This window comes from Mesoterricola sediminis (assembly GCF_030295425.1).
Lineage (GTDB): Bacteria > Acidobacteriota > Holophagae > Holophagales > Holophagaceae > Mesoterricola > Mesoterricola sediminis.
On record NZ_AP027081.1, the window covers coordinates 1086571 to 1108414 of the forward strand.

Below are 21844 nucleotides of genomic sequence, written 5' to 3' on the forward strand. Positions count from 1 at the left end.
TTCGATGGAACCACCGCCCCCCGGCGCGCGCAACCCGGGGAGCGGCGATCCGGACGCGGGCTCAGCCCTTGGGGGCGGGCTCCTCCTTGGGCGGCACGGGCACCGTGCCCAGGTCCACCTTGGCCCAGAGGCCCATCACCTGCGGGAGTTCGGGGGCCTCGACCTTGGCGGGATCCCAGCTCCGGTCGACCTTCAGGACGAAGGGATCCTGGGCGGTGGACATCCAGGTGGGGTCGTCCACGACCACGTAGACGACGTTGGCCATGTCCGCCGGGTTCGTGTAGGTCACCTCGGGGTTGCCGGTGGGGATGACGTTCTGGAGCATGCCGGGGCCCAGCTGCCCCCAGCGGTTGACCATGGCCAGGCGGAACCAGCCCTCGTTGGGGTGGTGCAGCCGCACGTGGAGCTTCTCCCGGGGCGGCACGACGAAGGCGTAGGCGCGCCAGCCCGCGGGGTAGAAGGCCACGCCCTGGATCTCGGGGGCCAGGCCGCCGCTGGTGACGGGGATGAACCCGCGCCGGGCCATGGCCTGGATCTCCCGTCCGAGGTCCCGGCTCCGCCAGTAGGCCGCGTCGGGGTAGTGGGGCCCCCGGACGGTGGCGCGGGGGATGAACACCTCGTAGCTCCGGGGGTTCGGGACGGTCAGGGGGCGGGATTCCTTGAAGAACCGGTCGGGAACCGGACGTGCGTCCGGAGGGACTGTTCCCAGGCGGCGGAGGGGGCGGGGTCCGATCCGGTCCGTGGGGCCCGGCCGGGCGGAAGGGGGCGCCGGCCGCGCCGGTCCGGGCTGGATCGCCGGCGGCGGGGGCGGGGCCTGGGAAGGGGTGGCCGGGCCGCGGTCCCGGCCGGGGTCGCCGCCCCGGGGGTTGTTGCCGGGCGGCACCGGGGCCGCCAGGAGGGCTCCGGCGGCGAAGAGGGCGGTGAGGGTCAGGGTGGGGTTGGGCATGGGAACCTCCCTTCACGTTCGGCCCAGGCTTGGGTTATTACCGGCTTGGCCCCATAGATGGCCTCGGCGGGCTGATGGTTGAGGCCCGCTTGGCGGTATCCTGGGTTTTCGCAGCGTGGAGCCGACTCGTGTTTGGAAAGATCCAGCATATCCATTTCGTGGGCATCGGGGGCATCGGGATGTCCGGCATCGCCGAGGTCCTCGTGAACCTGGGCTACCGGGTGAGCGGGTCCGATCTCCGCGAGAGCGCCGTCACCCAGCGCCTGGAGGGCATGGGGGTCCAGGTGACCCTCGGGCATGATGCGAAATGCATCGAGCATGCCCAGGTTGTGGTGATTTCCAGCGCCGTGAAGGGGGACAACCCCGAGGTCGCCGCCGCCCGGGCGGCCAAGATCCCCGTCATCCCCCGGGGCGAGATGCTGGCCGAGCTGATGCGCATGAAGTACGGCATCGCGGTGGCCGGCTCCCACGGGAAGACCACCACCACGAGCATGATCGCCCAGGTCCTCAGCCAGGGCGGCATCGACCCCACCATCGTGATCGGCGGCAAGCTGGGGGCCATCGGCAGCAACGCCAAGCTGGGCCGCGGGCCCTTCCTCGTGGCCGAGGCCGACGAGAGCGACGGCAGCTTCCTTCTCCTGAGCCCGACCATCGGGGTCATCACCAACGTGGACCGGGAGCACCTGGACCACTACCGGGACCTGGGCGAGATCATGGACGCCTTCGCGGCCTTCGGGAACAAGATCCCCTTCTACGGCTCCGTCTACGTGTGCATGGACGACCCCAACGTGGCCGCCCTCCGGCCCCGCCTGAAGCGCCAGGTGCGCACCTACGGCACCAACCCCCAGGTGGACCTGCGGGCCACGGACATCCGCATGGACGGCTGGCGCGCCCACTTCCGCGTGCGGGCCCTGGGCGAGGACCTGGGCGAGTTCTCCATCGGCGTGCCCGGCCACCACATGGTGCTGAACGCCCTGGCCACCATCGGCGTGGCCCTGGAGCTGGGCGTCGAGCGCGAGGTGGTGCGGGCCAGCCTGGCCAGCTTCACCGGCGCGGACCGCCGTTTCCAGAAGAAGGGCGAGCGCGACGGCATCCTCGTCATCGACGACTACGGCCACCACCCCACCGAGATCGCCGCCACCCTGGCCGCGGCCCGGAAGGGCTTCCCCGACCGGCGCATCCTGGTGGCCTTCCAGCCCCACCGCTACACCCGGACCCAGGCCCTCCTGGAGGAGTTCGGCCGGGCCTTCTTCGACGCGGACGCGGTGCTGGTCACGGACATCTACGCCGCCAGCGAGCCCCCGATCCCCGGCCTCACTGGCCGTTCGGTCGTTGACGCCATCCTGGCCCACGGCCAGCGCGAGGCCCGCTACGTGCCGCGGGTGGAGGACCTGCCCGAGGTCCTCGCCAGCCTGGCCAAGGCGGGCGACCTGATCGTGACCATGGGCGCCGGCACGATCACCACCGTGGGCCCCGCCTTCCTGTCCAAGTGAAAGGGCCCGGCCGGAGCCGGGCCCTCCCTTCCGCGGGGGCGGACTACTTCTTGATGTGGGCGGCCACGGCCTGGAAGTCGGGCTCGCCGTTCTTCATGTGGGCCTTGGAGAAGGTGCCGACCTCGTTGAGGTCCTTCTTGCCCATGGCGGTGTGGCAGGTGGTGCACTTGGCGTCGGCCACGCCGGCGGCCTTCAGCTTGCCGAGCCAGGGGGCCTTGGCGGACGCGGGGATGGCGGCGACGAACGCGGCGGCGGCGAGGATGAGGAAGGAACGGCGCATGGTGCCTCCGATGGAAACGCCCCGAAGGGCGGGGGGTGGGGACCCGAGGGTTCAAGGATAGACACATCCGGGAGGGAGGTATCTGCCTTTCGGGTTATCAACATTGATGCCAATTTCCCGCAGGGTTCCGGACCGCGTCAATCCGAAAATAAAATTTTCCAAATTTTGACTAATATGAATAAAATTTTCCATTCCTTCCACGCGGGATACTGCTCCTACCCCTCAAGCCACGGGAGAACCCATGCACGGCGGCTGGCTCACCAAGCTCAAGAACGTCAAGATGCCCCATACCCTCGTGGTGGTGGAGGCCCTCGTCCTGCTGGTCCTGGTCGCGTCCTGGATCATCCCCTCCGGCCAGTTCGACCGGGTTCCCCTGAACGGGCGTCTGGTCCCTGACCCGGCCACCTACCACGTGGTCCAGAAGATCCGGCTCAGCCCGGCCATGCTCGTGCTGGCCCCCCTCCGTGGCTTCCTGGACGGCGGGATGCTCATCGCCTTCCTCCTGGTGATCGGCGGGGCCTTCAACGTGCTCAACGAGACGGGCGCGGTGGAGGTGGGCATCAAACGGTTGACCCGGGCCATCTCCGCCCGGCCGACCTTGGAATGCCTCATGATCCCCGTCCTCATGACCGTGTTCTCGCTCGCTGGCAGCATCTTCGGCCTGGGCGAGGAATTGATCCCCTTCGTGGTGATCTTCATCCCCCTGGCCCGCAGCCTGGGCTACGACTCCATCGTCGGCGTCTGCATCCCCTTCCTCGGCGCGGCCGCGGGCTTCGCGGCGGCCTTCCTCAACCCCTTCACCGTGGGGGTCGCCCAGAAGATCGCCGGGCTCCCCATCAACTCGGGCCTGGGCTACCGCGTCTTCACCTGGGCGGTGGGCACCGCCGTCATGGTGGCCTACGTGATGGTCTACGCCCGCAGGATCAAGCGGGACCCCTCCCTCAGCCCCGTGCGGGACCTCGACGAGGCCCGCGGCCCCGTGGACCGGAACCCCGGCGAGGAGGGCGCGTGGACGCCCCGCCTCGTGCTGGTGCTCGCGCTCTTCGCGGCCTTCCTCGTCCTCCTCGTCTACGGGATCATGGCCCTCGGCTGGGACATGGACGCCATGGGGGCGCTGTTCCTGGCCATGGGGATCGCCCTGGGCCTCGCCTCGGGCATGGGGGGAAGCCGCATCGCCCAGTCCTTCGTGGCCGGCGCCAAGGACATGGTGGGGGTGGTGTTCATCGTGGCCTGCGCCCGCGCCCTCCTCGTGATCGCCAACGACGCGAAGATCCTCGACACCGTGCTCTTCCACAGCAAGAACCTGATGGGCGTGCTGCCCCGGGCGGTCATCCCCCAGACCATGTTCCTCATCCAGACCGTGATCAACTTCTTCATCCATTCGGGCACGGCCCAGGCGGCCCTCACCATGCCCATCATGGCGCCCCTGGGGGACCTCGTCGGCGTGACCCGCCAGACCTCCGTCTACGCCTTCCAGCTTTGCGAGTTCGTGAACCCCATCCTGCCGACCTCGGCGGTGACCATGGGCGTCCTGGGCGCCGCCAAGCTGCCCTGGGAGCGCTGGGCGGCCTGGTTCCTGCCCCTCATGGGCATCCTGATCCTGCTGGCCTTCCTGCTGCTGATCCCCCCCGTGCTCTTCCACTACGGACCCTTCTGAGGAGCCGCCCATGCGCCCTGCCGCCTTTCTGGTCGCCCTGCCGCTGGCGGCCCAGCCGATGCTTCCGGGGCGGATCTACCGGGTCGAGGTGCCCCGGCCCCAGGTGGGCGCCGCCTACACCTCGGACGCCGCCCTCGCCGCCGCCCTGGCGGGGATCCAGGGCGCCCGGGACCGGGTCCGGGCCTTCACCTACCACGTGACCGAGGAGGGGCGGCCCCAGGTGCTCCTGGCCATCTCCAGCCCCGCCCGCATCGCGCGCCTGGACGCGCTCCAGGCGGCCAATGCCCGCCTCGCCGATCCCCGGGGCCTGGACCCCGCCGCCCGGCAGGCCCTCCTGGCCGATCACCCGGCCTTCGTGTGGCTGGGCTTCTCCGTGCACGGCAACGAGGCCGCGGGCACGGAAGCGGCCCTCGCCGTGGCCTGGCACTTCGCCGCCTGCCAGGATCCCGAGGTCCTGGCCCAGCTGGACGCGACGGTGCTGCTCCTGGACGTGACCCAGAACCCGGATGGCCGGGCCCGCCACCTCCAGGCGGTGGCCGAGGCCACCCAGGGCCTCAACCCGCCCGATCCCCAGGACGCCCAGAACGCGCCGCGGTGGCCCTCCGGGCGCTTCAATCACCGGCTCTTCGACCTGAACCGGGACTGGGCCTGGCAGACCCAGGGGGAGACCCGGGCCAAGGTCGCCCAGTTCCTCGCCTGGAACCCCCAGGTCCTGGCGGACTTCCACGAGATGAAGCCCGAGAACAACTACTTCTTCCCGCCCGGCATGGACCCCGTCCACCAGGCGCTGCCCCCGGCCTTCGGGGGTGGGTGGCAGAAGGCCTTCGGGACCGCCCTCGGCGAGGCCTTCGACCGGGCCGGATGGCGCCACTTCAGCCGGGAGGTCTTCGACCTCTTCTACCCCAGCTACGGCGATTCCTGGAGCTGCTTCCAGGGGGCCGTGGGCATGACCTACGAGTGCCCCAACCCCGGGGGCCTCGCCTACCTGCGCAAGGACGGCGAGCTGCTGACGCTGGACAGCCGGGTCCGGCGCCACGTCACCGCCGCCCTGGCCACCGTCTCCCTCGCCGCCGCCCGGCGCAAGGACCTGCTCCAGGACTGGGTGCGGGCCCGCCTGGACCGGGCCGCGAAGGGCGACCGGGCCGGGGCCTTCCTCCTGGCGCCGGGGCCGGATCCCGGCCGGGCCCGGGCCCTGGTCGACCTGCTGCGCCGCAACGGCATCGAGGTGCTCCGCACGACGGCGGCCGTGGATACGGCGGGCCTGGAGCCCGTGCTGCCGGGCGCCCGGGGGCCGGCGCCGGCGGGCAGCTGGCTGGTGCCCCTGGACCAGCCCCGGGGCGCCCTCGCGGCCGCCCTCCTGGAGCGCCGCGCCGCCTTCGGCCCCAAGCCGAGCTACGACGCCACGGCCTGGAGCCTGCCCCTCACCTTCCATGTGCCGGCCTGGCACGCTCCGGTCCGGCCCCGGGTGGGCACGGCCCCCCTCGCCGCGGTCGCGCCGGAGTCCGTGCCCGCCGCGGCCTACGGCTACGCCGTCCTGTCCAACCAGGAGGGCCGCGACCGCGTGCTGGCGGCCCTGCTGCTGGAGGGCTTCCGGGGCGCGGCCCTGCCCGCCCCGGCCCAGGCCGCCGGCCGCGCCCTGCCCGCGGGCACCGTGGTCTTCCCCTTCGGCCGCAACGACCGGGCCCGGCTCGAGGCCCGGATCCGCGACCTCGCGGCCCAGGCCCCGGGCTGCGTGGCGGCCCTGGACGCCGGCGGCGCCGAGGCCGGCCCGGACCCGGGCTCGCCCCGGGCCCTGGCCCTGCGGGCGCCCCGGGTGGCCGTGGTCATGGACGCCCCCGCCGATCCCACCGCCGTGGGCGCGGTCCTGCACACCCTGCGGGAGGCGGGCCTGCCCTTCACCCAGCTCCGGGCCTCCCGCCTGGGGAACGCGGACCTGCGCCGCTACACCCACCTGGTGCTGGCGGACGACAACGCCCTGGGGCGGGGGTGGCAGGCCGTCCTGGGCCCGGCGGGGACGGCGCGGCTCAGGGCCTTCTCCGCCGAGGGGGGCGTCCTGGTCGCCTTCCAGGGGGGCAGCGCCTTCGCCTCGAAGGCCGGCCTCGCCGACGCGGGGATCTCCTTCCTCGCGCGCCGGGACGAGGAGGCCCGCCTGAAGGAGAAGGACCCCAAGCGGGAGGCCCCCGCGCCACCCGCCGAGGCCCGCCTCGTTCCCTGGGGCGCCCGGGAGGACCAGGCCCTCCAGGAGACCATCCCCGGCGCCCTGCTGGAGGCCGAGGTGGATCCCACCCACCCCCTGGCCTGGGGCCTCAACGCCACCGAGGGCGCCGTGCTCGACACCAGCGACCCCATCCTCGAGCTGAGCCCCTCGGGCGAGAGCCCCCTCCGCTACGGCGAGGGCGACCTGGCCCTGTCCGGGCTCCTGCCGGAGGCCCTGGCGTCCCGCCTGCGCCGCACCGCCTACGCCGTGCGGGAGCGCAAGGGCAGGGGGGCCGTGATCCTCTTCGCCGGCGACCCCGTCCACCGGGGCTGCGCGCCCTTCACGGGCCGGGCCTTCCTCAACGCCCTTTTCTTCGGCGCCTACGCGGCGATGGACGACGATGAATGAACGCGGCGCCCTGAGGCGTTAAGGTGGAAGGTGCGGCAGGTGCCGCGGATTGTCCAGGCAGCCATGGAATCGAAGCACATCGTCCTCGCCATCACCGGCGCGACGGGAGCCGGGTTCGGCGCGGCGGTGGCCCGCCGCCTCGCGGCCAGCCCCGCCGTGGGCCGCGTCTCCCTCCTGCTGTCGCCCACGGGGCGGCGCTGCCTTCACGACGAGTGCGGGCTGCGGGCCGACGACCTCGCCGCCCTCTCGCCCAAGGTGCGGATCCTGGACGAGCGCAACGTGGGGGCCGACATCTCCAGCGGAAGCCACCTCCATGACGGCATGGCCGTGGTGCCGTGCAGCGCGGGCACCCTGGGCCGCATCGCCGCGGGCACCAGCGAGGGCCTCGTGAGCCGGGCCGCCGACGTCTGCCTCAAGGAGCGCCGGACCCTGGTGCTCTGCGTGCGGGAGACGCCCCTCAACCGGATCCACCTGGAGAACATGCTGCGGGTCCACGACGCGGGCGCCGTGGTGATGCCCCTCATGCCCGGCTACTACCACCATCCCGAGACCCTGGAGGACCTCCAGGAGGCCTTCGCCACCCGGGTCTTGGACCAGCTGGGCCTGCGCGAGCCGGACGCCCGGCGATGGAGGGGCTGATGCGTCCCGCGCCCCCCGCCGAGCCCTGCCTCCCGCCCCTGTGGGCGCGGGGCGGCCACCTGCAGACCCTGGCGGCCCAGTACCTGCCGACGCCCCACGTGGAGCTGCCCTGGGAGCGCTTCCGCCTCATCCTCGAGGACGGGGACGCCCTGGCCATCCAGGCCCTCCGCGGCCGCTCCGGGGTGGTGGTGAGCCTCTTCCACGGCCTGGGGGGCAGCGTGGAGGGCCACTACATGCGGCGCGCCGCCGCCCTGTGCCACGCCGCGGGCCACACCGTCGTGGCCGTGAACCACCGCGGGGCCGGCGCGGGCCGGGGACTGGCCCGCGGCATCTACCACAGCGGCGCCACCTCCGACATGGCCGCCGTCCTGGGCATGTGCCGGCAGCGGTACCCCGGCGAGCGCCTCCTGACGGTGGGCTTCTCCATCAGCGCCAACATCCTCCTGCTCCTCGCGGGGCGGGACCGCCACCTGGCCCTGCCCGACGCGGGCCTCGCGGTGAACCCCCCGGCCGACCTGGAGGCCTGCTCCCGCCGGCTCCTGCGCGGGTTCTCCCGGGCCTACGACCAGTACTTCCTGCGGCGCCTGGGACGCGAGGTGGCGGGGCGCCCCGGGGGCGACTCCCTGGGCCGGCCCAGGACCCTGCGGGACTTCGACGAGGCCTACACGGCGCGGCAGGCGGGGTTCCCCTCCCGGGCCGAGTACTATGCGGCCTGCTCCTGCGGCCCGCACCTGGCCGGGGTGGACATCCCCATGGTGATCCTCACCTCGGAGGACGACCCCTTCGCGCCGGGCTCGGACGTGGCGGCCTTCCCCCGCTCCGGCTCCGTGCACCTCCACCTGGAGCGCACCGGGGGCCACATGGGCTACATCGCCCGGAACATCCCCGGCCATCGCTGGCTGGATTACGCCCTCGCCCACTACGTGGGCGAACTGTCCCGGGCCTGAACGCGGGCGGACGCCTTCCTGGCCACCCCCTCCTAGGTAATCCGCCGTATTAACGCCGGGCCTCCGGAGGCGGATCCTGGAGTCCGGGGCCCTTCGGCCCCTCGGAGGGGGCAGCATGGTCCGGGACGAGCGGCGGCGCCAGCAGGCTGTGGGGCGCCTGACGGTGGGCATCGCCCACGAGCTCAGCACGTCGGTGCAGTGCCTCGGGTCCAACCTCCGCTTCCTCCAGGGTTTCCAGGCCGAGATGGGCCGGATCCTGGCCTTCGCCCGAACCCACCGCGGGGGGCTCCCCCGCGACGCGGCCCCCGCGGAGATCGCCTGGATGGAGGAGGAGGCCCCCCGGGCCCTGGCCGAATCCCAGGAGAACCTCGAGCACATCATCGCCATCACCCAGGCCATGAGAAGCTTCAGCCGCCCCGAGGCCCCGGAGCCGGGCCCCGTGGACGTCAACGCCTGCCTGGAGGCCGCGGTGCTCCTCGCGCGCAATGAATGGAAATACACGCATCGGATCCGGGTGGTCCCCGATCCGGACCTGCCGTCCATCGAGGCCTTCCCGGGGGCCCTGGGCCTGCTGCTCCTCGACCTGGTGCTGGGGGCGGTGCAGGCGCGGCGCGTCCATCGCGCGGCGCCGGGCGCCTTCGCGGACCTGCGGATCAGCGTCGCCGCCCGGGAGGGGGGCGTGGAGGTGCGGTTCGAGGGGCCGGACCTGGTGCCCGGGCGCATCTGCTCCCCCGTGACCGCGTCCGCCGCGCAGCGCCTGGGCGCCATCGTCCGCGTCGAGGGCGGGACCTTCGCCCTGCGGCTGCCGCCTCGGGCCTGCTGACCCCGGGCCGGACGCGACTTCGCCCCGTGCCCAGCCGGCGCGCGGCGGGACCCGGGGCGAAGGGCGCAGCCAGGCTTCTAGGCGAAGCGCTTGCTGACCTCGGACCACTTGATGTTGTCCGCGAAGACGTCCACGTAGGCGGCGCGCTTGATGCCGTAGTCCACCATGAAGGCGTGCTCCCAGCTGTCGAGGACGCAGAGGATGTCCTGGTCGATGGGCAGGCCCAGGTGGTGCTCGGCGAAGAAGTAGGTGTGGAGCTTGTTGTCGCGGCGGTTGCGGGTGAGGATCGCCCAGCCGGGACCGCAGAGGGCGGCGGCCTTCAGGTCGGCGACGATCCTGTCCTTGCCGCCCTGGGCGTCGAGGGCGGCCTGGAGCTTGGGCGAGATGCCGTTGTCCGCGCCGAGGTTCTCGAAGTAGAGCTCGTGCAGGAAGGAGCCGTTGAAGGCGACGGCCTCGCGGCGCTTCAGCTCGCTGTACTCGTTGAAGGAGTAGTTGGGCTTGGTGTTGTCGGCCTCGGCGAGCTTCGCCTCGATCTCGTTGAGCTTGGCGACGTAGCCCTTGTAGAGGGTGAAGTGCTGGTCGAGCTGGCTGTCGCTGAGTCCCTTCAGGGCGCCGCCCTTGAGGTGATCGTAGTTCTTCGGTTCATGAGCCATGGGGTACCTCCACGGATGCGCAAGGCGCGTTGGACCAAATCCTACCAAAACGGTCGGGAAAGGGAAGGGGAATTCAATTCCGGAAGGGGCCCGGCGGCTCCTTTTCCCAGGCGCCGCCGAGGACCTGCGTCGTCACGGGGACGTCGGGGGTGCGGGCGCCGCGATGGGACATGCAGGTGTGGATGGCCACCAGCTTCACCCCCCAGGCCGCGGGGCGGAGCCGGGTCTCCAGGGCCGAGGCGATCTCGTGGGTGAGCCGCTCCTGGACCTGCAGCCGGTTGGCGAAGCCGTGGACCACCTTCACGAGCTTGGAGAGCCCCACGGTCCCGCCCACCCCGGGCAGGTAGCCGATGGTCGCGTAGCCCTCGAAAGGCGCCAGGTGGTGCTCGCAGGTGCTGACGAAAGGCACCCGCTCGAGGATCACGGGGCAGGAGGCCAGGTCCCCGGGGAGGGGGACCAGCTCGAGGGAGGGATCCGCCTCCGTCCCCGCGAGCCGTTCCGCCCAGAACTCCGCGACGCGCCGGGGCGTGTCGCGGAGTTCCGGGCTGTCCGGATCGGCCCCGAAGCTGAGGAGCAGATCACGCACGGCCGCGGCCGCGCCTGGGGCATCAAAGGACATGGGCACCTCCGGAGACCAGGGTGCCAGGAATCGGGCCGGAGCGGGGGACCCGCTTCGCGCGTCCGCCTCAGGCCAGGAGCGTGAAGGTGTTGCCCAGGGAGGCGGCCACGGCCTGCAGGGCCAGGGTGGCCGGGGAGGACGTGGTGTCCGCGGCCGCCTGGGCCGCCTGGGTCAGGGTGCCGGAGCCGTAGGCCTTGCGGGCCTCCGCGCCCGCCGCGGCGAGGCTGGCGCCTCCCAGCAGGGAGGCGTCGAAGCCCTGGAGGGCGGAGGCGCTGTCGGAGGTGAGGCCGGACAGGAGGGACGCGGCGGAGCCGGAGTCCAGTCCCCCGACGGTGAGGGCGGAGAGGTTCTGGATGGAGCCGGCGGAACCGCTCTGGGTGTAGATGGCGGAGGCCAGGGTCCCGAGGTAGCCCTGCCCCGCGACCGCCTCGAGGCTGCCGTCCTGGGCCGCGGAGGCCTTGGTGTAGGCGGAGGCCAGCGTCCCCAGGACCGCGCTCGAGGCGCCGCTCGACGTGAGGGCGCTCAGGTAGGAGAAGGAACTCAGGGCTGTGGCGGCGGCGGTGGTCATGGGTCACCCGTTCGACTTATCGGCCACGGGGCCGGTTTTCTTGAGACCCGCCCCATGGGATCATCTTGCCTGGAGTGGACCCATGACGGAACCCAAGCTCACGTACGCCGCCTCCGGGGTGGACATCAACCGCCAGGACGACGCCCTGGCCCGGATCAAGCCCCTGGTGAAGGCCACCCGGACCCCTGGCGTGCGCAGCGACATCGGCCTCTTCGGGGGCCTCTACTCGGCCAGGTTCGAGGAGAAGGCCCCCATTCTCGTCAGTTCCATGGACGGGGTGGGCACCAAGATGAAGGTCGCTCGTCTGGCTGATAGGTGGAACACCGTGGGCGCCGACCTGGTGAACCACTGCATCAATGACATCCTCGTGCAGGGCGCCCGCCCCCTCTTCTTCCTGGATTACGTGGCCGCCCAGCGCCTGGAACCCGCGGTCATCGAGCAGATCATCCAGGGCATGGCCGGCGCCTGCCAGGAGGGCGGCTTGGCCCTCATCGGCGGGGAAATGGCGGAGATGCCCGGCGTCTACGCCGAGGGTGAGGTGGATGTGGCCGGCACCATCGTCGGCGTGGTGGACGAGCCCGACCTCCTGCCCCGCCTCGAGGCCATGGCCGCCGGCGACGTGCTGATCGGCCTGCCCAGCACCGGCCTGCACACCAACGGCTATTCCCTCGCCCGCAAGGTCTGCTTCGACCTGGCCGGCCTGGGGGTCGGCGACCTCCTCCCCGGCACGGACCAGACCGTGGGCGAGGCCCTCCTGGCCGTGCACCGCAGCTACCTGAAGCCGGTCCTCCCCCTGGTCAAGGCCCACCGCCTGCTGGGCATGGCCCACATCACGGGCGGCGGCCTGACCGACAACCTGCCGCGGGTCCTGCCCGGTCACCTGGATGCCGCCATCGTCACCGGCAGCTGGCAGGTCCCCCCCCTCTTCCAGTTCCTCATCGAGAAGGCGGCCCTCCCGGTCGAGGACGCCCGCCGGTCCTTCAACCTGGGCGTTGGCCTCGTCCTCATCGCCGCGCGGGCGGAGGTGCCGGGGCTCCTCAAGGACCTGGTCGCGGCCGGCGAGCGCCCCTGGGTCCTGGGGGAGCTGGTCCCTGGGACCGGGCAGGTGACCTATCGCTGAACCGGCGCCGGGCTCCGCGGGCCAGCGGGTCGATTCCCTGGACATCTTCCGGGGCTTCATGGCGTTCGCCGTGGCCCTGTACCACTTCGGCTACTGGTTCCCGATCCTCCGCCAGGGCGAATTCGCGGCCGACACCGCCAAGAAGATCGGCGTGTACGGGGTGGAGGGCTTCTTCGTCGTCAGCGGCTTCTGCTTCTTCCACCTGTACGGGGCCGGGCTGCTGACCGGCCGGGGCGCCCGGGTCTTCTTCACCAAGCGGTTCTTCCGCATCGCCCCCCTGTTCTACCTGGCCATCGCCCTCAACGCCGCCTTCGGCTTCACGGGCGGGGGGGTGCCCTACTCGGGCCGCATGCTCCTGGAGAACGCCACCCTCACCTTCGGCCTCTTCCACCCCAACCACGCCCTGGTGCTGGGCGGCTGGTCCGTGGGGCTGGAGTTCGTCTTCTACTTCGCCCTGCCGTTCCTGGCCTGGGCCGCGGTCCGGTGGCGGCCCTTCCTGACCCTGGCCACCCTGGTCCTCCTGGCGCTCTCCCTGCCCTGGACGTACCGCTGGGTCCCCCAGGCCCCCATGGCGGGGGATATGAAGTTCCACACCTACGTGGCCGTGGCCAACCACGGCTTCCTGTTCCTGGCCGGCGGCCTCATCGCCCAGGCCCGGGCCCGTTGGCCCATTCGCCTGCCCAGGTGGGCCTTCCTGCTGCTGGCCGGGGGCCTGGCCGCGGTCTTCCTCCTGAAGCACCGCCACTTCTACGACGACTTCACCATCATGGTGGGGACCACCCGGTATCTCTTCTGCCTGCTCTCCGTGGCGGCCGTGGCCGTGGCCGCCTTCTACGAGGCCCCGGACTCCCCGGTCAAGACCGTGGGCCGGTACCTGGGCGATATCAGCTACTCCGTCTACATCCTCCACCCCCTGGTGCGGGAGGGCATGGAGCGGCTGCATCCTGGCGGCTGGGCCCCCTGGCCGGGCTTCCTCCTGGCCGTGGCCCTCACCCTTGGCCTCTCCACCCTCACGTACCGGTTCCTGGAACGCCCCCTGATGGCCCTCGGCAAGCGCTGGTCCGCCGCCTAGACATCCTGTATTGGCCCCTCATTCATTGCGGGGCCAATGCATCTAGGCTGTGTTCGGAATCTATAGATTGGGTAAATAGTTAACTTGTACTCATACGTAAAGGCTCGTACACCACGAATTTTCCTGGGGTAACGATGCCGAGACGTTTCCTGACCGATGCCATGTGGGCAAAGCTTGAACCGCTCCTTCCGCCAGAGCGTGGAGGGAGGGGGCGATCCCGTCACCCCAACCGTCCCATGGTGGAGGCGATCCTGTGGAGGCACAGGACTGGGGCGCCGTGGAGGGACCTGCCGGAGGAATTTGGACCTTGGACAAGCGTGTACACGCGATTTGAGGCCTGGACCAAGCGCGGCGTGTGGCAAAGGATCCTGGAGTTCCTGCGCAAGGAAGCCGACCTGGAGTGGGTCATGCTGGATGGCACCATCATTCGCGCTCATCAACCTTCAGCAGGCAAAAGGGGGGGCTCTGGAACCAGGCGCTCGGACGATCTCGGGGTGGATGCTCGACCAAGATCCATTTGATCTGCGATGCCCACGGTAATCCTTTGGATTTCCTGGTCACTCCGGGGCAAGCCCATGAAAGCCGGTCTGCTGAAGGATTGCTGTGCGGTTGGCAGGCAGAGTACGTGTTCGGAGATCGGGCCTACGATGGGAACCCGGTATGGAAGGCGATCGAGGCCATGGGTGCGACAGCCGTCATCCCACCTCATCCCCGGCGCAAGAATCCGGCGGCCTGGGACTCACACCTATACAAGGCCCGCCATGCCATCGAGCATGGGTTCGCCAGGCTCAAACAGTTCAGGGCGCTGGCCACCAGGTTCGACAAAACGGCGCGAAGTTTCTCAGCCCAGGTGGCTTTGGCCTGCATCGTGATCTGGCTGAGGCTATGAGCGGAGGGTGACAAGCGTTCCGGATCCTCATTGATCCTATGAAACGCGGAGGCGCGGAGGATCTCGCAGAGGGTCGCGGAGGAAAGCGCTCCTGGAACCTGCCCCTGGATATCGAGTGGAGGGGGCTTGTGGTTGAGCGGGCCTACCGGCTGGATTTGCTGGTTGACGACCTCGTGGTCGTGGAGGCTAAGGCGGTCCTCAATTTCCGTCAGTGGCCTTTCAAAGACGGTGGAATCAAGCGGGTGATACATACAAGGGCTTGATCCTTTCTCCGCGAGCCTCAGCGAGATCCTCCGCGCCTCCGCGTTCCAATAGGATGCTGCGAATGCGCGGCGCCATCAGGCACTGCAGCACAGACTCACTATTCCAGCTCCTCCATGCTCCGGCACGGATGGGTATTAGCCATTACTATCCTAGATTACGAACACACCCTAGTCGATGCGGGGGTGCAGGGCCAGGATGTGGGGATCGTCGATGCTCTCCCGGATGCGGTGGGCGTGGTCCAGGAGGAAGAGGCCCTGGCCCGCGGGGAGCCCGTCCCGGACGAGGCCGCCCGCGAGCAGGGCCGCCGCGGCCTCCACGCGCCGGTCGGTTTCCCGGGCCGTCGTGGCCCGGGCCAGGTCGGTCAGGCACCGGGCCAGTTCGGGCCAGGGGGCCGGCAGTTCGGTGAGGGCCCGGTGGGTCCACTTGGAGAAGGGCGGGTAGCGGCGGGCCAGCAGGAACGCCGCCGCCATGGCATGGCGCAGGAAGGCCGCCAGGGCCAGGGTCGCGGCCACCCGGTCGGAGCGCTGGAGGGCCCGGGGCAGGTTGTACTGGCCGCCCTGGGCCGCCGCCTCCAGGTGGGCCGCCAGCCGAAGACGCCGGACGGGCTCCGGGTAGTGGGCGAGCAGGGCCTCCCGGTGGGCCGAGAAGGCCCCGGGCCCGTCGGCGAAGACCGCGCCGTTGGTGCAGGCCGCCAGGGCGTACCCCGGGCAGGCCAGCCACTCCTCCGGGGTCGCCGGGGGCCGCTCCAGGCCCGTGAACCGCCGGTAGAACCCCTCCACCTCCAGGAGGCCGGTGCGGTGGACCGCCTCCAGCGAGGGGCGCCGCACCCGGTGACCGTGGAAGGAGGAGGGCAGGTGGGCCAGGGCGGCCCGGATGGGCACGGCCGCGTCCCGATCCGCCCGCCTCAGCCAGAGGCAGACCGCGGGACCCCAATCGTGGTCCCGGGAGAGGGTGTCATCGAATCCGAAGCATTCGGAGCCCTCGCCCACCAGGCCCGCCGCCACGACCCGGCCCAGCGGGCCGAGGCGGGGCGCCACCTCCTCGGCCCAGAAGTCCCGGGCGAGGTCCAGGCCTACTGGGCACACCGGAACATCCCCAGGCGGGTCCGGTGCTCCCGGGCCTCCAGGTCCGGATCGCCCAGGCGCCGGAAGAGGTTCGTGTACCGCGCCTCCACCAGGTTGGCGCCGGTGGCCTGGGCCGTGCCGACCTCCGCCGCGTAGCGCTCCAGGGCGTCCTCCGGCCACGTCTCCAACTCGGCGGCGAGGTAGGCGCCGAAGCGCTCGCCGGTGCCCGGGAAGGTGAGGGGATACCGGCGGCCCAGGTCGGCCATCCAGGCGGTTTCGGCCGCGAGGATGTAGGGGATGAGGGGGCTCGTGCGCAGGGGGGGGATCAGGTCCTCCATCCGGGCGTACTTCTCGGTCATCAGGTTGCGGCCCGCCGTCGTGGCGGTCTCCAGGTGGCTGGCCAGCATGTCCAGGAGCAGGTCGGAGTAGACGGAATGGCTCATCCAGCGCATGAGCCGGAAGGTGCCTTCCTCCTCCTGGCAGGCGGCGGGTTCGCGGGCTTTCACCGTGCTGAACATCTTCCATTCCAGATCCACGATCCGGTGGATGATCCGTTCGCGCGGTGAGTCAGGCGGGTTCATGGGGGGACTCCTCTTGCATGAGTTGATCCAGGCGACTGGCATAGCTGGGCGCCAGGGAGCGCAGGCAGGCCGCCTGCGCCCGGGCCTCGGCCGCGTCGCCGGCGGCCCAGGCCAGGACGCCCAGGTGGAAATGGGGCGGGGGGAAGCCGGGGTCCAGGGCGATGGCCTGGCGCAGCGCGGCCATGCCCTCGGCGAAGCGGCCCTCCATGCCCAGGGCGAGGCCCAGGCCCCAGTGCGCGGGGACATGGCCGGGATCCAGGGCCAGGGCGCCCGCGTAGGCCGCGATGGCCTCCGGCACGCGGTCCAGGCTCCGGAGGGTGGTGGCCAGGTGGGCGCGGATGGCCGCCGAGGCCGGCAGCCTCCGGGCGGCCTCCTCCAGGAGGGCGAGGCAGCCCGGGAGGTCCTTCTGTTCGCCCCGGGCCAGGGCCAGCTTGATCAGGCCGTCCTCCCGGGTCTCCAGGGCGGCGCTGGCCCGCAGCTGGGCTTCGGCCTCCCGGTAGCGGCCCTTCTTGAAATGAAGCAGGCCCAGGAGGTAGCGGGGATGACCCTCTCCCGGCCGCTCCCGGGCGGCCCGCAGGAAGCAGGCCGCGGCGCCTTCGGCGTCCCCGGCCTGGAACCGGGCCACCCCCTCCGCACAGGGATCACCGCCGTGGGATGGGGGGAGGGGACCGGCCATGCTGACCTCGGGATCGCCTTCTATTCAACTCCCTAAGGCTGGATTTTCATGTGTAATAATTCCTGACACTCGCGTCATGGTAAGTTACGCTTCTCGAAGAATGATGGGAAAAGTCATCATTAAAAAAAGTTATCATATGATTTAAAAAAAGTTGGCCCAGGTCCGAATTGGCTCCCACTTCCAGAAGTGAACCTGCATTTGATAACCATTCGTTACACTTTTGGGGCGCGAGGGGTTGAAAGGGGTGGACGGCCCCGGTCGCTATGGATTCAAGTCTATTGATTACAATAGATTAGGACTGATTACCTACGTGTGGCACGCGGCTTGCAAAGTGAAGGGCCTCACCCTGTTCACTCCCGGCGGACGCGCCGGTCAACCTCCATCCATCCAAGGAGACCCGCATGCCCAAGAAACTCAAAGAGGTGCTGGTTGAGGCCGGCATTCCCATGGACTTCGAGTCCGGTGGCCACTCCCCGGCCAACATGACCGACCGCGAGGTCAACCGCGAGCCCCACGCCCGCGTGAAGAAGCTCAAGGACATCTTCATGCAGACGCTGTCCTCGGCGAACAACGAGTTCCCGTACTGGTACACCCGCGAATACGCCCTCCACGACACCGAGATCCCCGTGGTGCGCCGCGCCATGGCCCTGAAGGCCGGCTTCAGCCACCTGACCCCGGTCATCTACCCCGGCGAACTGCTGGTCATGCACAAGGCCCAGTTCTTCCGCGGTTCCTTCCCCATGCCCTGGCTGTCCGAAGGCTACTACATGGCCAAGGAGGACGAGCTCTACCAGGATGCCCTGAAGCGCGGCTCCGCCTCCGCGGACGAGCACTCCAAGTTCGGCACCGGCGGCGGCAACGTCACCAAGAGCTTCGGCAAGGTCGTCTCCATCGCCGGGAAGTTCGGCATGCGGCAGGAAGAGGTCCCCGGCCTCCTCAAGCTGGCGAAGGCCTGGGTCGGCAAGTCCGTGGACGACCTCGGCCACAAGTACGAGCAGATGGTCCCCGACTACGAGATCAAGGAAGCCCTCATGCGGAACATCGTCTGCATGTTCGATTCCGGCTACACCCTGCCCCAGGGCCGGGAAGTGATCAACTACTACTACATGCTCGAGTACGGCATCGACGGCCTCATCGCCATCGCCCGCGAGATGAAGGACAAGGTCGCCGGCCGCGCCGACGGCGACGGCCTCAAGGGCACGAACCGCCTCTTCAACTACGAAGCCGTCATCCTGGCCCTGGAAGGCCTCAAGATCTGGATCTCCAACTACGCCAAGGAGGCCCGCCGCCTCGAGGGCCTGGAGAAGGACCCCGCCCAGAAGCGCGAGTACGCCCAGATCGCCGAGCGCCTCGAGTGGCTCAGCGCCAACAAGGCCCGCGACTTCCGCGACGCCATCCAGATGATCCTCACCACCCACCTCGCCGTGGTGAACGAGGACGCCATCTCCGGCATGTCCCCCGGCCGCATCGGCCAGGTGCTCTACCCCTACTTCGAGCAGGACATCGCCTCCGGCCGCATCTCCGAGGACGAGGTCCTGGAGCTGCTGGAGTGCTACCGCCTCAGCATCTCCTCCATCGACTGCTTCGCCTCCGCGGGCGTCGTCGGCGGCGTGCTCTCCGGCAACACCTTCAACACCGTCAGCATCGGCGGCCTCACCAAGGACGGCCGGTCCGCGGCGAACCGCCTCGAGTACCTGCTGCTCGAAGCCGGCATGACCAACCAGATGCCCCAGCCCACCCTCGCCCTCCTCTACGACGAGAAGCTGCCCGAGGACTTCCTCCTCCTGGCCATGGAGTGCATCAAGACCGGCGCCGGCTACCCGGCCTTCATGAACAACCAGAACGCCCTGACCTTCATGATGAACCAGTACGGCCCCGAGGGCATGACCCCCGAAGAGGCCCGCGCCTGGGCCATCGGCGGCTGCCTCGAGTCCTCCCCCTGCGCCTGGAAGCCCCTGCACCTGAACGGCAAGGAATACTGGATCCCCGGCGGCGCCGGCCAGCCCACCTCCGTCGGCGTGCACTTCCTCTCCATGCCCAAGATCCTCGAGCACGTGCTCTGGAACGGCGTGGACCAGCGCACCGGTGAGCAGGTCTTCCCGCCCCACAACCGCAGCCTGGCCACCTACGACGAGCTGTGGGACCAGTTCAAGCTCTACTGGCAGAAGGCCGTGGACATCCTCGCCCTCACCAACAACATCCAGCACGACATCTGGCGCAAGAACAACATGGCGGTCATCAACAGCATGCTGAAGCCCGACTGCCTCGACCGCGGCCACCTGATCGACGAGCTGGGCTACCGCTTCAACGCGACCTACAACGTCGAGTCCGCCGGCACCATCACGGCCGTGAACTCCCTCGCCGCCATCAAGAAGCTGGTGTACGAGGACAAGGCCGTCACCCTCGAGGACCTGAAGAAGGCCATCAAGGACAACTTCGGCTTCAAGACCGCCAAGGAGGTCAACTCCTTCAGCCTCTCCGACCAGGAGAAGCGCAACGACGGCCCCGGCATGTGGGACAAGCTCCACTTCATGTGCCTCCAGGCGCCCAAGTACGGCAACGACGACGCCTTCGCGGACGAGATCCTCCTGGACTGGGAGAACTTCTTCTGCCCCGACTGCCGCAACTACGAGTCGCTCTACGCCCACCCGATGTACTCCTGCCAGATCTCCGTGTCCACGCACGGGGCCATGGGTTCGGCCACCATCGCGACCCCCGACGGCCGCCTCGCCGGCACGACCTTCGCCGACGCGTCCCTCTCCGCCTTCCCCGGCACCGACCGGAACGGCGTCTACGCGCTGCTGAACTCGGCCGCGATCTGGGACCACACCATGTCCCAGAACTCGCAGCTGAACGTCAAGATCCACCCCAGCGCCATCCAGGGCGGCGCGGGCAGCCGCAAGCTCCTCGACCTGATCCAGGCCTACATGCGCAAGGGCGGATTCCACATCCAGTTCAACGTGGTCGACACCAAGGTCCTCAAGGACGCCCAGGCCAACCCGCAGAACTACCGCGACCTGATGGTGCGCGTGGCCGGCTTCACCCAGTACTGGGTCGAGATCGGCAAGCCCGTCCAGGATGAACTCATCGCCCGCACCGAATACGAAGGGATCTGACCATGACGACCAAGCTCAACCACCGCGACTGCGCGAACTTCGCCCCGATCGACGTCACCAAGGGCATCTGCCACCTGACCAAGGACATCGTCCTGGCCGACACGGAGCAGTGCGCCGACTTCGCCCGTCTCCCCAAGTGCGCGAACTGCAAGGAATTCGCCTGCACCCCCGGCACGAGCCACATGGGCCACTGCAACGCCTCCGCGCACGAGCCGAAGTTCTTCGCCTATCCTGACATGGCGGCCGTGACCTGCGACCGCTACGCCGCGCTGTGAAGCCTCGGGCCTGACAACGCCCACCCCGGCCTTCCTGGCGTCCCCGGCCCTGCCGTGGAAGCCGGGAAGGCCTGCGGATGGGGGACCATTCGATACCTGTTCCGTCATGATCGGGAGTTCCCAATGGAAGATGCCAAAGCCAGAACCTACGGCTGGTCCGTGGTCTTCGCCTCCTGGTTGGCCGTGTTCTGCCTCTTCGGCTACCGCGCCACCTTCGCCATCCTCAAAGGCCCCATGGCCGTGACCCTGGGCTGGACCACCGCCCAGGTGACCCTCGGCTACAGCCTGATGATGGTCTTCTACGCCGTCGCCGCCTATTTCAGCGGCCTCATGCTCGACAAGTGGGGAACCAAGCCCGTCTACACCGTGGCCGCCGTCTTCGGCGCCCTGGGCTTCGTGCTCACCGCCCGCATCGACTCGCACCTGACCTACCTCTTCACCTTCGGCCTGCTGGGCGGCATCGCCACCGGCATGCTGTGGGTGACCTCCACGGTCTCGGTCCGCAAGTGGTACATCGGAAAGACCTACGCGACAATGTGGGGCTTCGCCTTCGCGGGCGGCCCCATGGCCCAGTTCGTGCTGGCCCAGGTCGTCAAGCCCACCCTGAGCGCGAGCCAGGCGAAGCTGGACGGCGCCATCAAGCCTCTGATCGAGAACGCTGCGGCCCTGGCCCCCAAGGAGCTCGCCGTGGCCATCGCCGGCAAGCTCAAGGACCCCGCGGTCCTGGCGATGCCCGACGTCCAGTCCGCGATCCACGGCCTCGACCACGCCTGGCGGACCCAGATGACCATCCTGGGCGTGATCGTGTTCTTCGCCCTCGTCGTTGCTGTCCTCGTGGCCAAGCAGTCCCCCGAGCGCTACGGCATGAAGCCCTTCGGCGCCATGCCGCCCGCCCCCGGCAACGCCGCCGCTCCCGCCGAGATCGACTGGAGCATCGGCGAGGCCTTCGGGAAGTACGCCATCTGGGGCGCCATCCTCACCTTCCTCACCAGCATGATGGGCGAGTTCCTCATCTGGACCCAGGTCGTCAGCTACTGGACCGCGGACGTGGGCTACACCCTGAAGAAGGCCACGAACATCTACGCCCTCATTGGTCTTGTCGGCATCTTCTCCATGCCCATCATGGGCAAGATCTCCGACAAGGTGGTGCAGGCCGTGGGCCTGGAATCCAAGGGCCGCAAGATCATGCTCCTGATCGGACCCGCCACCGGCGTCGTCGCCTGTCTCCTCCTCCTGGAGAGCCCCCGCGCCGACCTGTTCGCCTACGTGGCCTGCGTGATCTTCGCCATCTACTGGGCCATCGTGCCCGGCGGCGTGGTGGGCTACACCGGCGCCATCTACGGCCGCAAGACCCTCGGCAAGATCTGGGGCCTGGCCACGATGATCGTGATGGGCATCGGACCCTTCCTGGGTTCCTACGTGGGCGGCTGGCTCAAGGACATCTCCGGCAAGTACACCTACTCGGTCTACTTCGCCCTGGCCTCCTTCGCCGTCTCCATCCTGCTGGCGGCCTCCCTGCCGCTCAAGGCCGACTACAAGAAGTGAACGGATACTGAA

General features: G+C 69.7%; 20 protein-coding genes and 1 pseudogene. 13 read left to right on the forward strand and 8 right to left on the reverse strand.

The annotated features are described in order from the left end of the window. Positions 1–61: 61 nt before the first annotated feature. A complete protein-coding gene (locus R2J75_RS04645) occupies positions 62–946 on the reverse strand; it encodes a hypothetical protein (RefSeq protein ID WP_243335653.1) in 885 nt (294 codons plus the stop codon). A gap of 128 nt (positions 947–1074) precedes the next feature. Here R2J75_RS04645 and murC point away from each other — a divergent pair, with 128 nt between their 5' ends. Next, a complete protein-coding gene (gene murC / locus R2J75_RS04650; RefSeq protein WP_243335637.1) occupies positions 1075–2439 on the forward strand; it encodes a UDP-N-acetylmuramate--L-alanine ligase in 1365 nt (454 codons plus the stop codon). A 43-nt stretch (positions 2440–2482) separates the two neighbouring features. Here murC and R2J75_RS04655 read toward each other — a convergent pair whose 3' ends face one another. After that, positions 2483–2719 (reverse strand): hypothetical protein, encoded by a 237-nt coding sequence (locus R2J75_RS04655; RefSeq protein WP_243346235.1) that lies wholly within the window; start codon positions 2717–2719, stop codon positions 2483–2485. Positions 2720–2960: 241 nt separating this feature from the next. On the opposite strand from R2J75_RS04655, the gene R2J75_RS04660 reads away from it, so the two are divergent. From R2J75_RS04660 to R2J75_RS04680, 5 genes are all read left to right on the forward strand, one after another. Further along, positions 2961–4376 (forward strand): YfcC family protein, encoded by a 1416-nt coding sequence (locus R2J75_RS04660; RefSeq protein WP_243335639.1) that lies wholly within the window; start codon positions 2961–2963, stop codon positions 4374–4376. Between the two features lie 10 nt (positions 4377–4386). Continuing rightward, positions 4387–6981 (forward strand): M14 family zinc carboxypeptidase, encoded by a 2595-nt coding sequence (locus R2J75_RS04665; RefSeq protein ID WP_316411167.1) that lies wholly within the window; start codon positions 4387–4389, stop codon positions 6979–6981. 63 nt (positions 6982–7044) lie between these two features. Beyond that, on the forward strand, positions 7045–7620 hold the full coding sequence (locus tag R2J75_RS04670) for a UbiX family flavin prenyltransferase (RefSeq protein WP_243335641.1): 576 nt from the start codon (positions 7045–7047) through the stop codon (positions 7618–7620). Next, positions 7620–8567 carry a YheT family hydrolase gene (locus tag R2J75_RS04675; RefSeq protein ID WP_243335642.1) on the forward strand — a complete coding sequence of 316 codons (948 nt, stop codon included), beginning with the start codon at positions 7620–7622 and terminating at the stop codon, positions 8565–8567. Before R2J75_RS04670 ends, R2J75_RS04675 begins: the two co-directional genes overlap by 1 nt. A gap of 115 nt (positions 8568–8682) precedes the next feature. After that, the gene (locus tag R2J75_RS04680; RefSeq protein ID WP_243346233.1) at positions 8683–9390 is read left to right on the forward strand and encodes a sensor histidine kinase; all 708 of its coding nucleotides are present in this window, start codon (positions 8683–8685) and stop codon (positions 9388–9390) included. Positions 9391–9467: 77 nt separating this feature from the next. On the opposite strand, the gene R2J75_RS04685 is transcribed toward R2J75_RS04680, so the two are convergent. The 3 genes from R2J75_RS04685 to R2J75_RS04695 form a co-directional block, all read right to left on the reverse strand. Further along, positions 9468–10043: a superoxide dismutase gene (locus R2J75_RS04685; protein WP_243335645.1), complete on the reverse strand. Its 576-nt coding sequence runs from the start codon at positions 10041–10043 to the stop codon at positions 9468–9470. Positions 10044–10116: 73 nt separating this feature from the next. Beyond that, complete coding sequence (gene folE / locus R2J75_RS04690) at positions 10117–10662, reverse strand: GTP cyclohydrolase I (protein ID WP_243335647.1); 546 nt, start codon at positions 10660–10662, stop codon at positions 10117–10119. A 67-nt stretch (positions 10663–10729) separates the two neighbouring features. Beyond that, a complete protein-coding gene (locus R2J75_RS04695) occupies positions 10730–11230 on the reverse strand; it encodes a hypothetical protein (protein WP_243335649.1) in 501 nt (166 codons plus the stop codon). Between the two features lie 82 nt (positions 11231–11312). Here R2J75_RS04695 and purM point away from each other — a divergent pair, with 82 nt between their 5' ends. The 4 genes and pseudogenes from purM (at position 11313) to R2J75_RS04715 (ending at position 14574) form a co-directional block, all read left to right on the forward strand. Continuing rightward, the gene (gene purM, locus R2J75_RS04700) at positions 11313–12350 is read left to right on the forward strand and encodes a phosphoribosylformylglycinamidine cyclo-ligase (RefSeq protein WP_243346232.1); all 1038 of its coding nucleotides are present in this window, start codon (positions 11313–11315) and stop codon (positions 12348–12350) included. 43 nt (positions 12351–12393) lie between these two features. Beyond that, a complete protein-coding gene (locus R2J75_RS04705) occupies positions 12394–13422 on the forward strand; it encodes an acyltransferase family protein (protein ID WP_308220660.1) in 1029 nt (342 codons plus the stop codon). A 161-nt stretch (positions 13423–13583) separates the two neighbouring features. Continuing rightward, positions 13584–14308 (forward strand): annotated as a pseudogene (locus tag R2J75_RS04710) (IS5 family transposase); the annotation flags it as partial. Between the two features lie 41 nt (positions 14309–14349). Then, positions 14350–14574 carry a GxxExxY protein gene (locus R2J75_RS04715; RefSeq protein ID WP_316411168.1) on the forward strand — a complete coding sequence of 75 codons (225 nt, stop codon included), beginning with the start codon at positions 14350–14352 and terminating at the stop codon, positions 14572–14574. Positions 14575–14742: 168 nt separating this feature from the next. On the opposite strand, the gene R2J75_RS04720 is transcribed toward R2J75_RS04715, so the two are convergent. From R2J75_RS04720 to R2J75_RS04730, 3 genes are read right to left on the reverse strand one after another with little or no spacing between them, the layout of a single operon-like run. After that, the gene (locus R2J75_RS04720; RefSeq protein ID WP_316411169.1) at positions 14743–15660 is read right to left on the reverse strand and encodes a DUF4037 domain-containing protein; all 918 of its coding nucleotides are present in this window, start codon (positions 15658–15660) and stop codon (positions 14743–14745) included. Further along, entirely contained in the window at positions 15648–16220 is a 573-nt protein-coding gene (locus tag R2J75_RS04725; RefSeq protein WP_243331511.1) for a DUF4125 family protein, read from the reverse strand. Before R2J75_RS04725 ends, R2J75_RS04720 begins: the two co-directional genes overlap by 13 nt. Continuing rightward, positions 16207–16896 (reverse strand): tetratricopeptide repeat protein, encoded by a 690-nt coding sequence (locus R2J75_RS04730; protein WP_243331514.1) that lies wholly within the window; start codon positions 16894–16896, stop codon positions 16207–16209. Before R2J75_RS04730 ends, R2J75_RS04725 begins: the two co-directional genes overlap by 14 nt. A gap of 401 nt (positions 16897–17297) precedes the next feature. Between R2J75_RS04730 and hpdB the strand changes: the two genes are divergently transcribed. From hpdB to R2J75_RS04745, 3 genes are all read left to right on the forward strand, one after another. Then, complete coding sequence (gene hpdB, locus R2J75_RS04735; protein WP_243331516.1) at positions 17298–20012, forward strand: 4-hydroxyphenylacetate decarboxylase large subunit; 2715 nt, start codon at positions 17298–17300, stop codon at positions 20010–20012. A 2-nt stretch (positions 20013–20014) separates the two neighbouring features. Further along, a complete protein-coding gene (gene hpdC, locus R2J75_RS04740; protein ID WP_243331519.1) occupies positions 20015–20287 on the forward strand; it encodes a 4-hydroxyphenylacetate decarboxylase small subunit in 273 nt (90 codons plus the stop codon). Between the two features lie 123 nt (positions 20288–20410). Continuing rightward, a complete protein-coding gene (locus R2J75_RS04745) occupies positions 20411–21832 on the forward strand; it encodes an MFS transporter (RefSeq protein WP_243331521.1) in 1422 nt (473 codons plus the stop codon). Positions 21833–21844 lie beyond the last annotated feature (12 nt).

Coding starts and splice junctions, on each gene's coding strand:
- R2J75_RS04730 (WP_243331514.1), bottom strand. CDS start 16,896: ATGGCCGGTCCCCTCCCCCCATCCCACGGCGGTGATCCCTGTGCGGAG.
- hpdC (WP_243331519.1), top strand. CDS start 20,015: ATGACGACCAAGCTCAACCACCGCGACTGCGCGAACTTCGCCCCGATC.
- R2J75_RS04745 (WP_243331521.1), top strand. CDS start 20,411: ATGGAAGATGCCAAAGCCAGAACCTACGGCTGGTCCGTGGTCTTCGCC.
- R2J75_RS04685 (WP_243335645.1), bottom strand. CDS start 10,043: ATGGCTCATGAACCGAAGAACTACGATCACCTCAAGGGCGGCGCCCTG.
- R2J75_RS04715 (WP_316411168.1), top strand. CDS start 14,350: ATGAAACGCGGAGGCGCGGAGGATCTCGCAGAGGGTCGCGGAGGAAAG.
- R2J75_RS04695 (WP_243335649.1), bottom strand. CDS start 11,230: ATGACCACCGCCGCCGCCACAGCCCTGAGTTCCTTCTCCTACCTGAGC.
- R2J75_RS04680 (WP_243346233.1), top strand. CDS start 8,683: ATGGTCCGGGACGAGCGGCGGCGCCAGCAGGCTGTGGGGCGCCTGACG.
- R2J75_RS04660 (WP_243335639.1), top strand. CDS start 2,961: ATGCACGGCGGCTGGCTCACCAAGCTCAAGAACGTCAAGATGCCCCAT.
- hpdB (WP_243331516.1), top strand. CDS start 17,298: ATGCCCAAGAAACTCAAAGAGGTGCTGGTTGAGGCCGGCATTCCCATG.
- purM (WP_243346232.1), top strand. CDS start 11,313: ATGACGGAACCCAAGCTCACGTACGCCGCCTCCGGGGTGGACATCAAC.
- R2J75_RS04670 (WP_243335641.1), top strand. CDS start 7,045: ATGGAATCGAAGCACATCGTCCTCGCCATCACCGGCGCGACGGGAGCC.
- R2J75_RS04665 (WP_316411167.1), top strand. CDS start 4,387: ATGCGCCCTGCCGCCTTTCTGGTCGCCCTGCCGCTGGCGGCCCAGCCG.
- R2J75_RS04675 (WP_243335642.1), top strand. CDS start 7,620: ATGCGTCCCGCGCCCCCCGCCGAGCCCTGCCTCCCGCCCCTGTGGGCG.
- R2J75_RS04645 (WP_243335653.1), bottom strand. CDS start 946: ATGCCCAACCCCACCCTGACCCTCACCGCCCTCTTCGCCGCCGGAGCC.
- folE (WP_243335647.1), bottom strand. CDS start 10,662: ATGTCCTTTGATGCCCCAGGCGCGGCCGCGGCCGTGCGTGATCTGCTC.
- R2J75_RS04725 (WP_243331511.1), bottom strand. CDS start 16,220: ATGAACCCGCCTGACTCACCGCGCGAACGGATCATCCACCGGATCGTG.
- R2J75_RS04655 (WP_243346235.1), bottom strand. CDS start 2,719: ATGCGCCGTTCCTTCCTCATCCTCGCCGCCGCCGCGTTCGTCGCCGCC.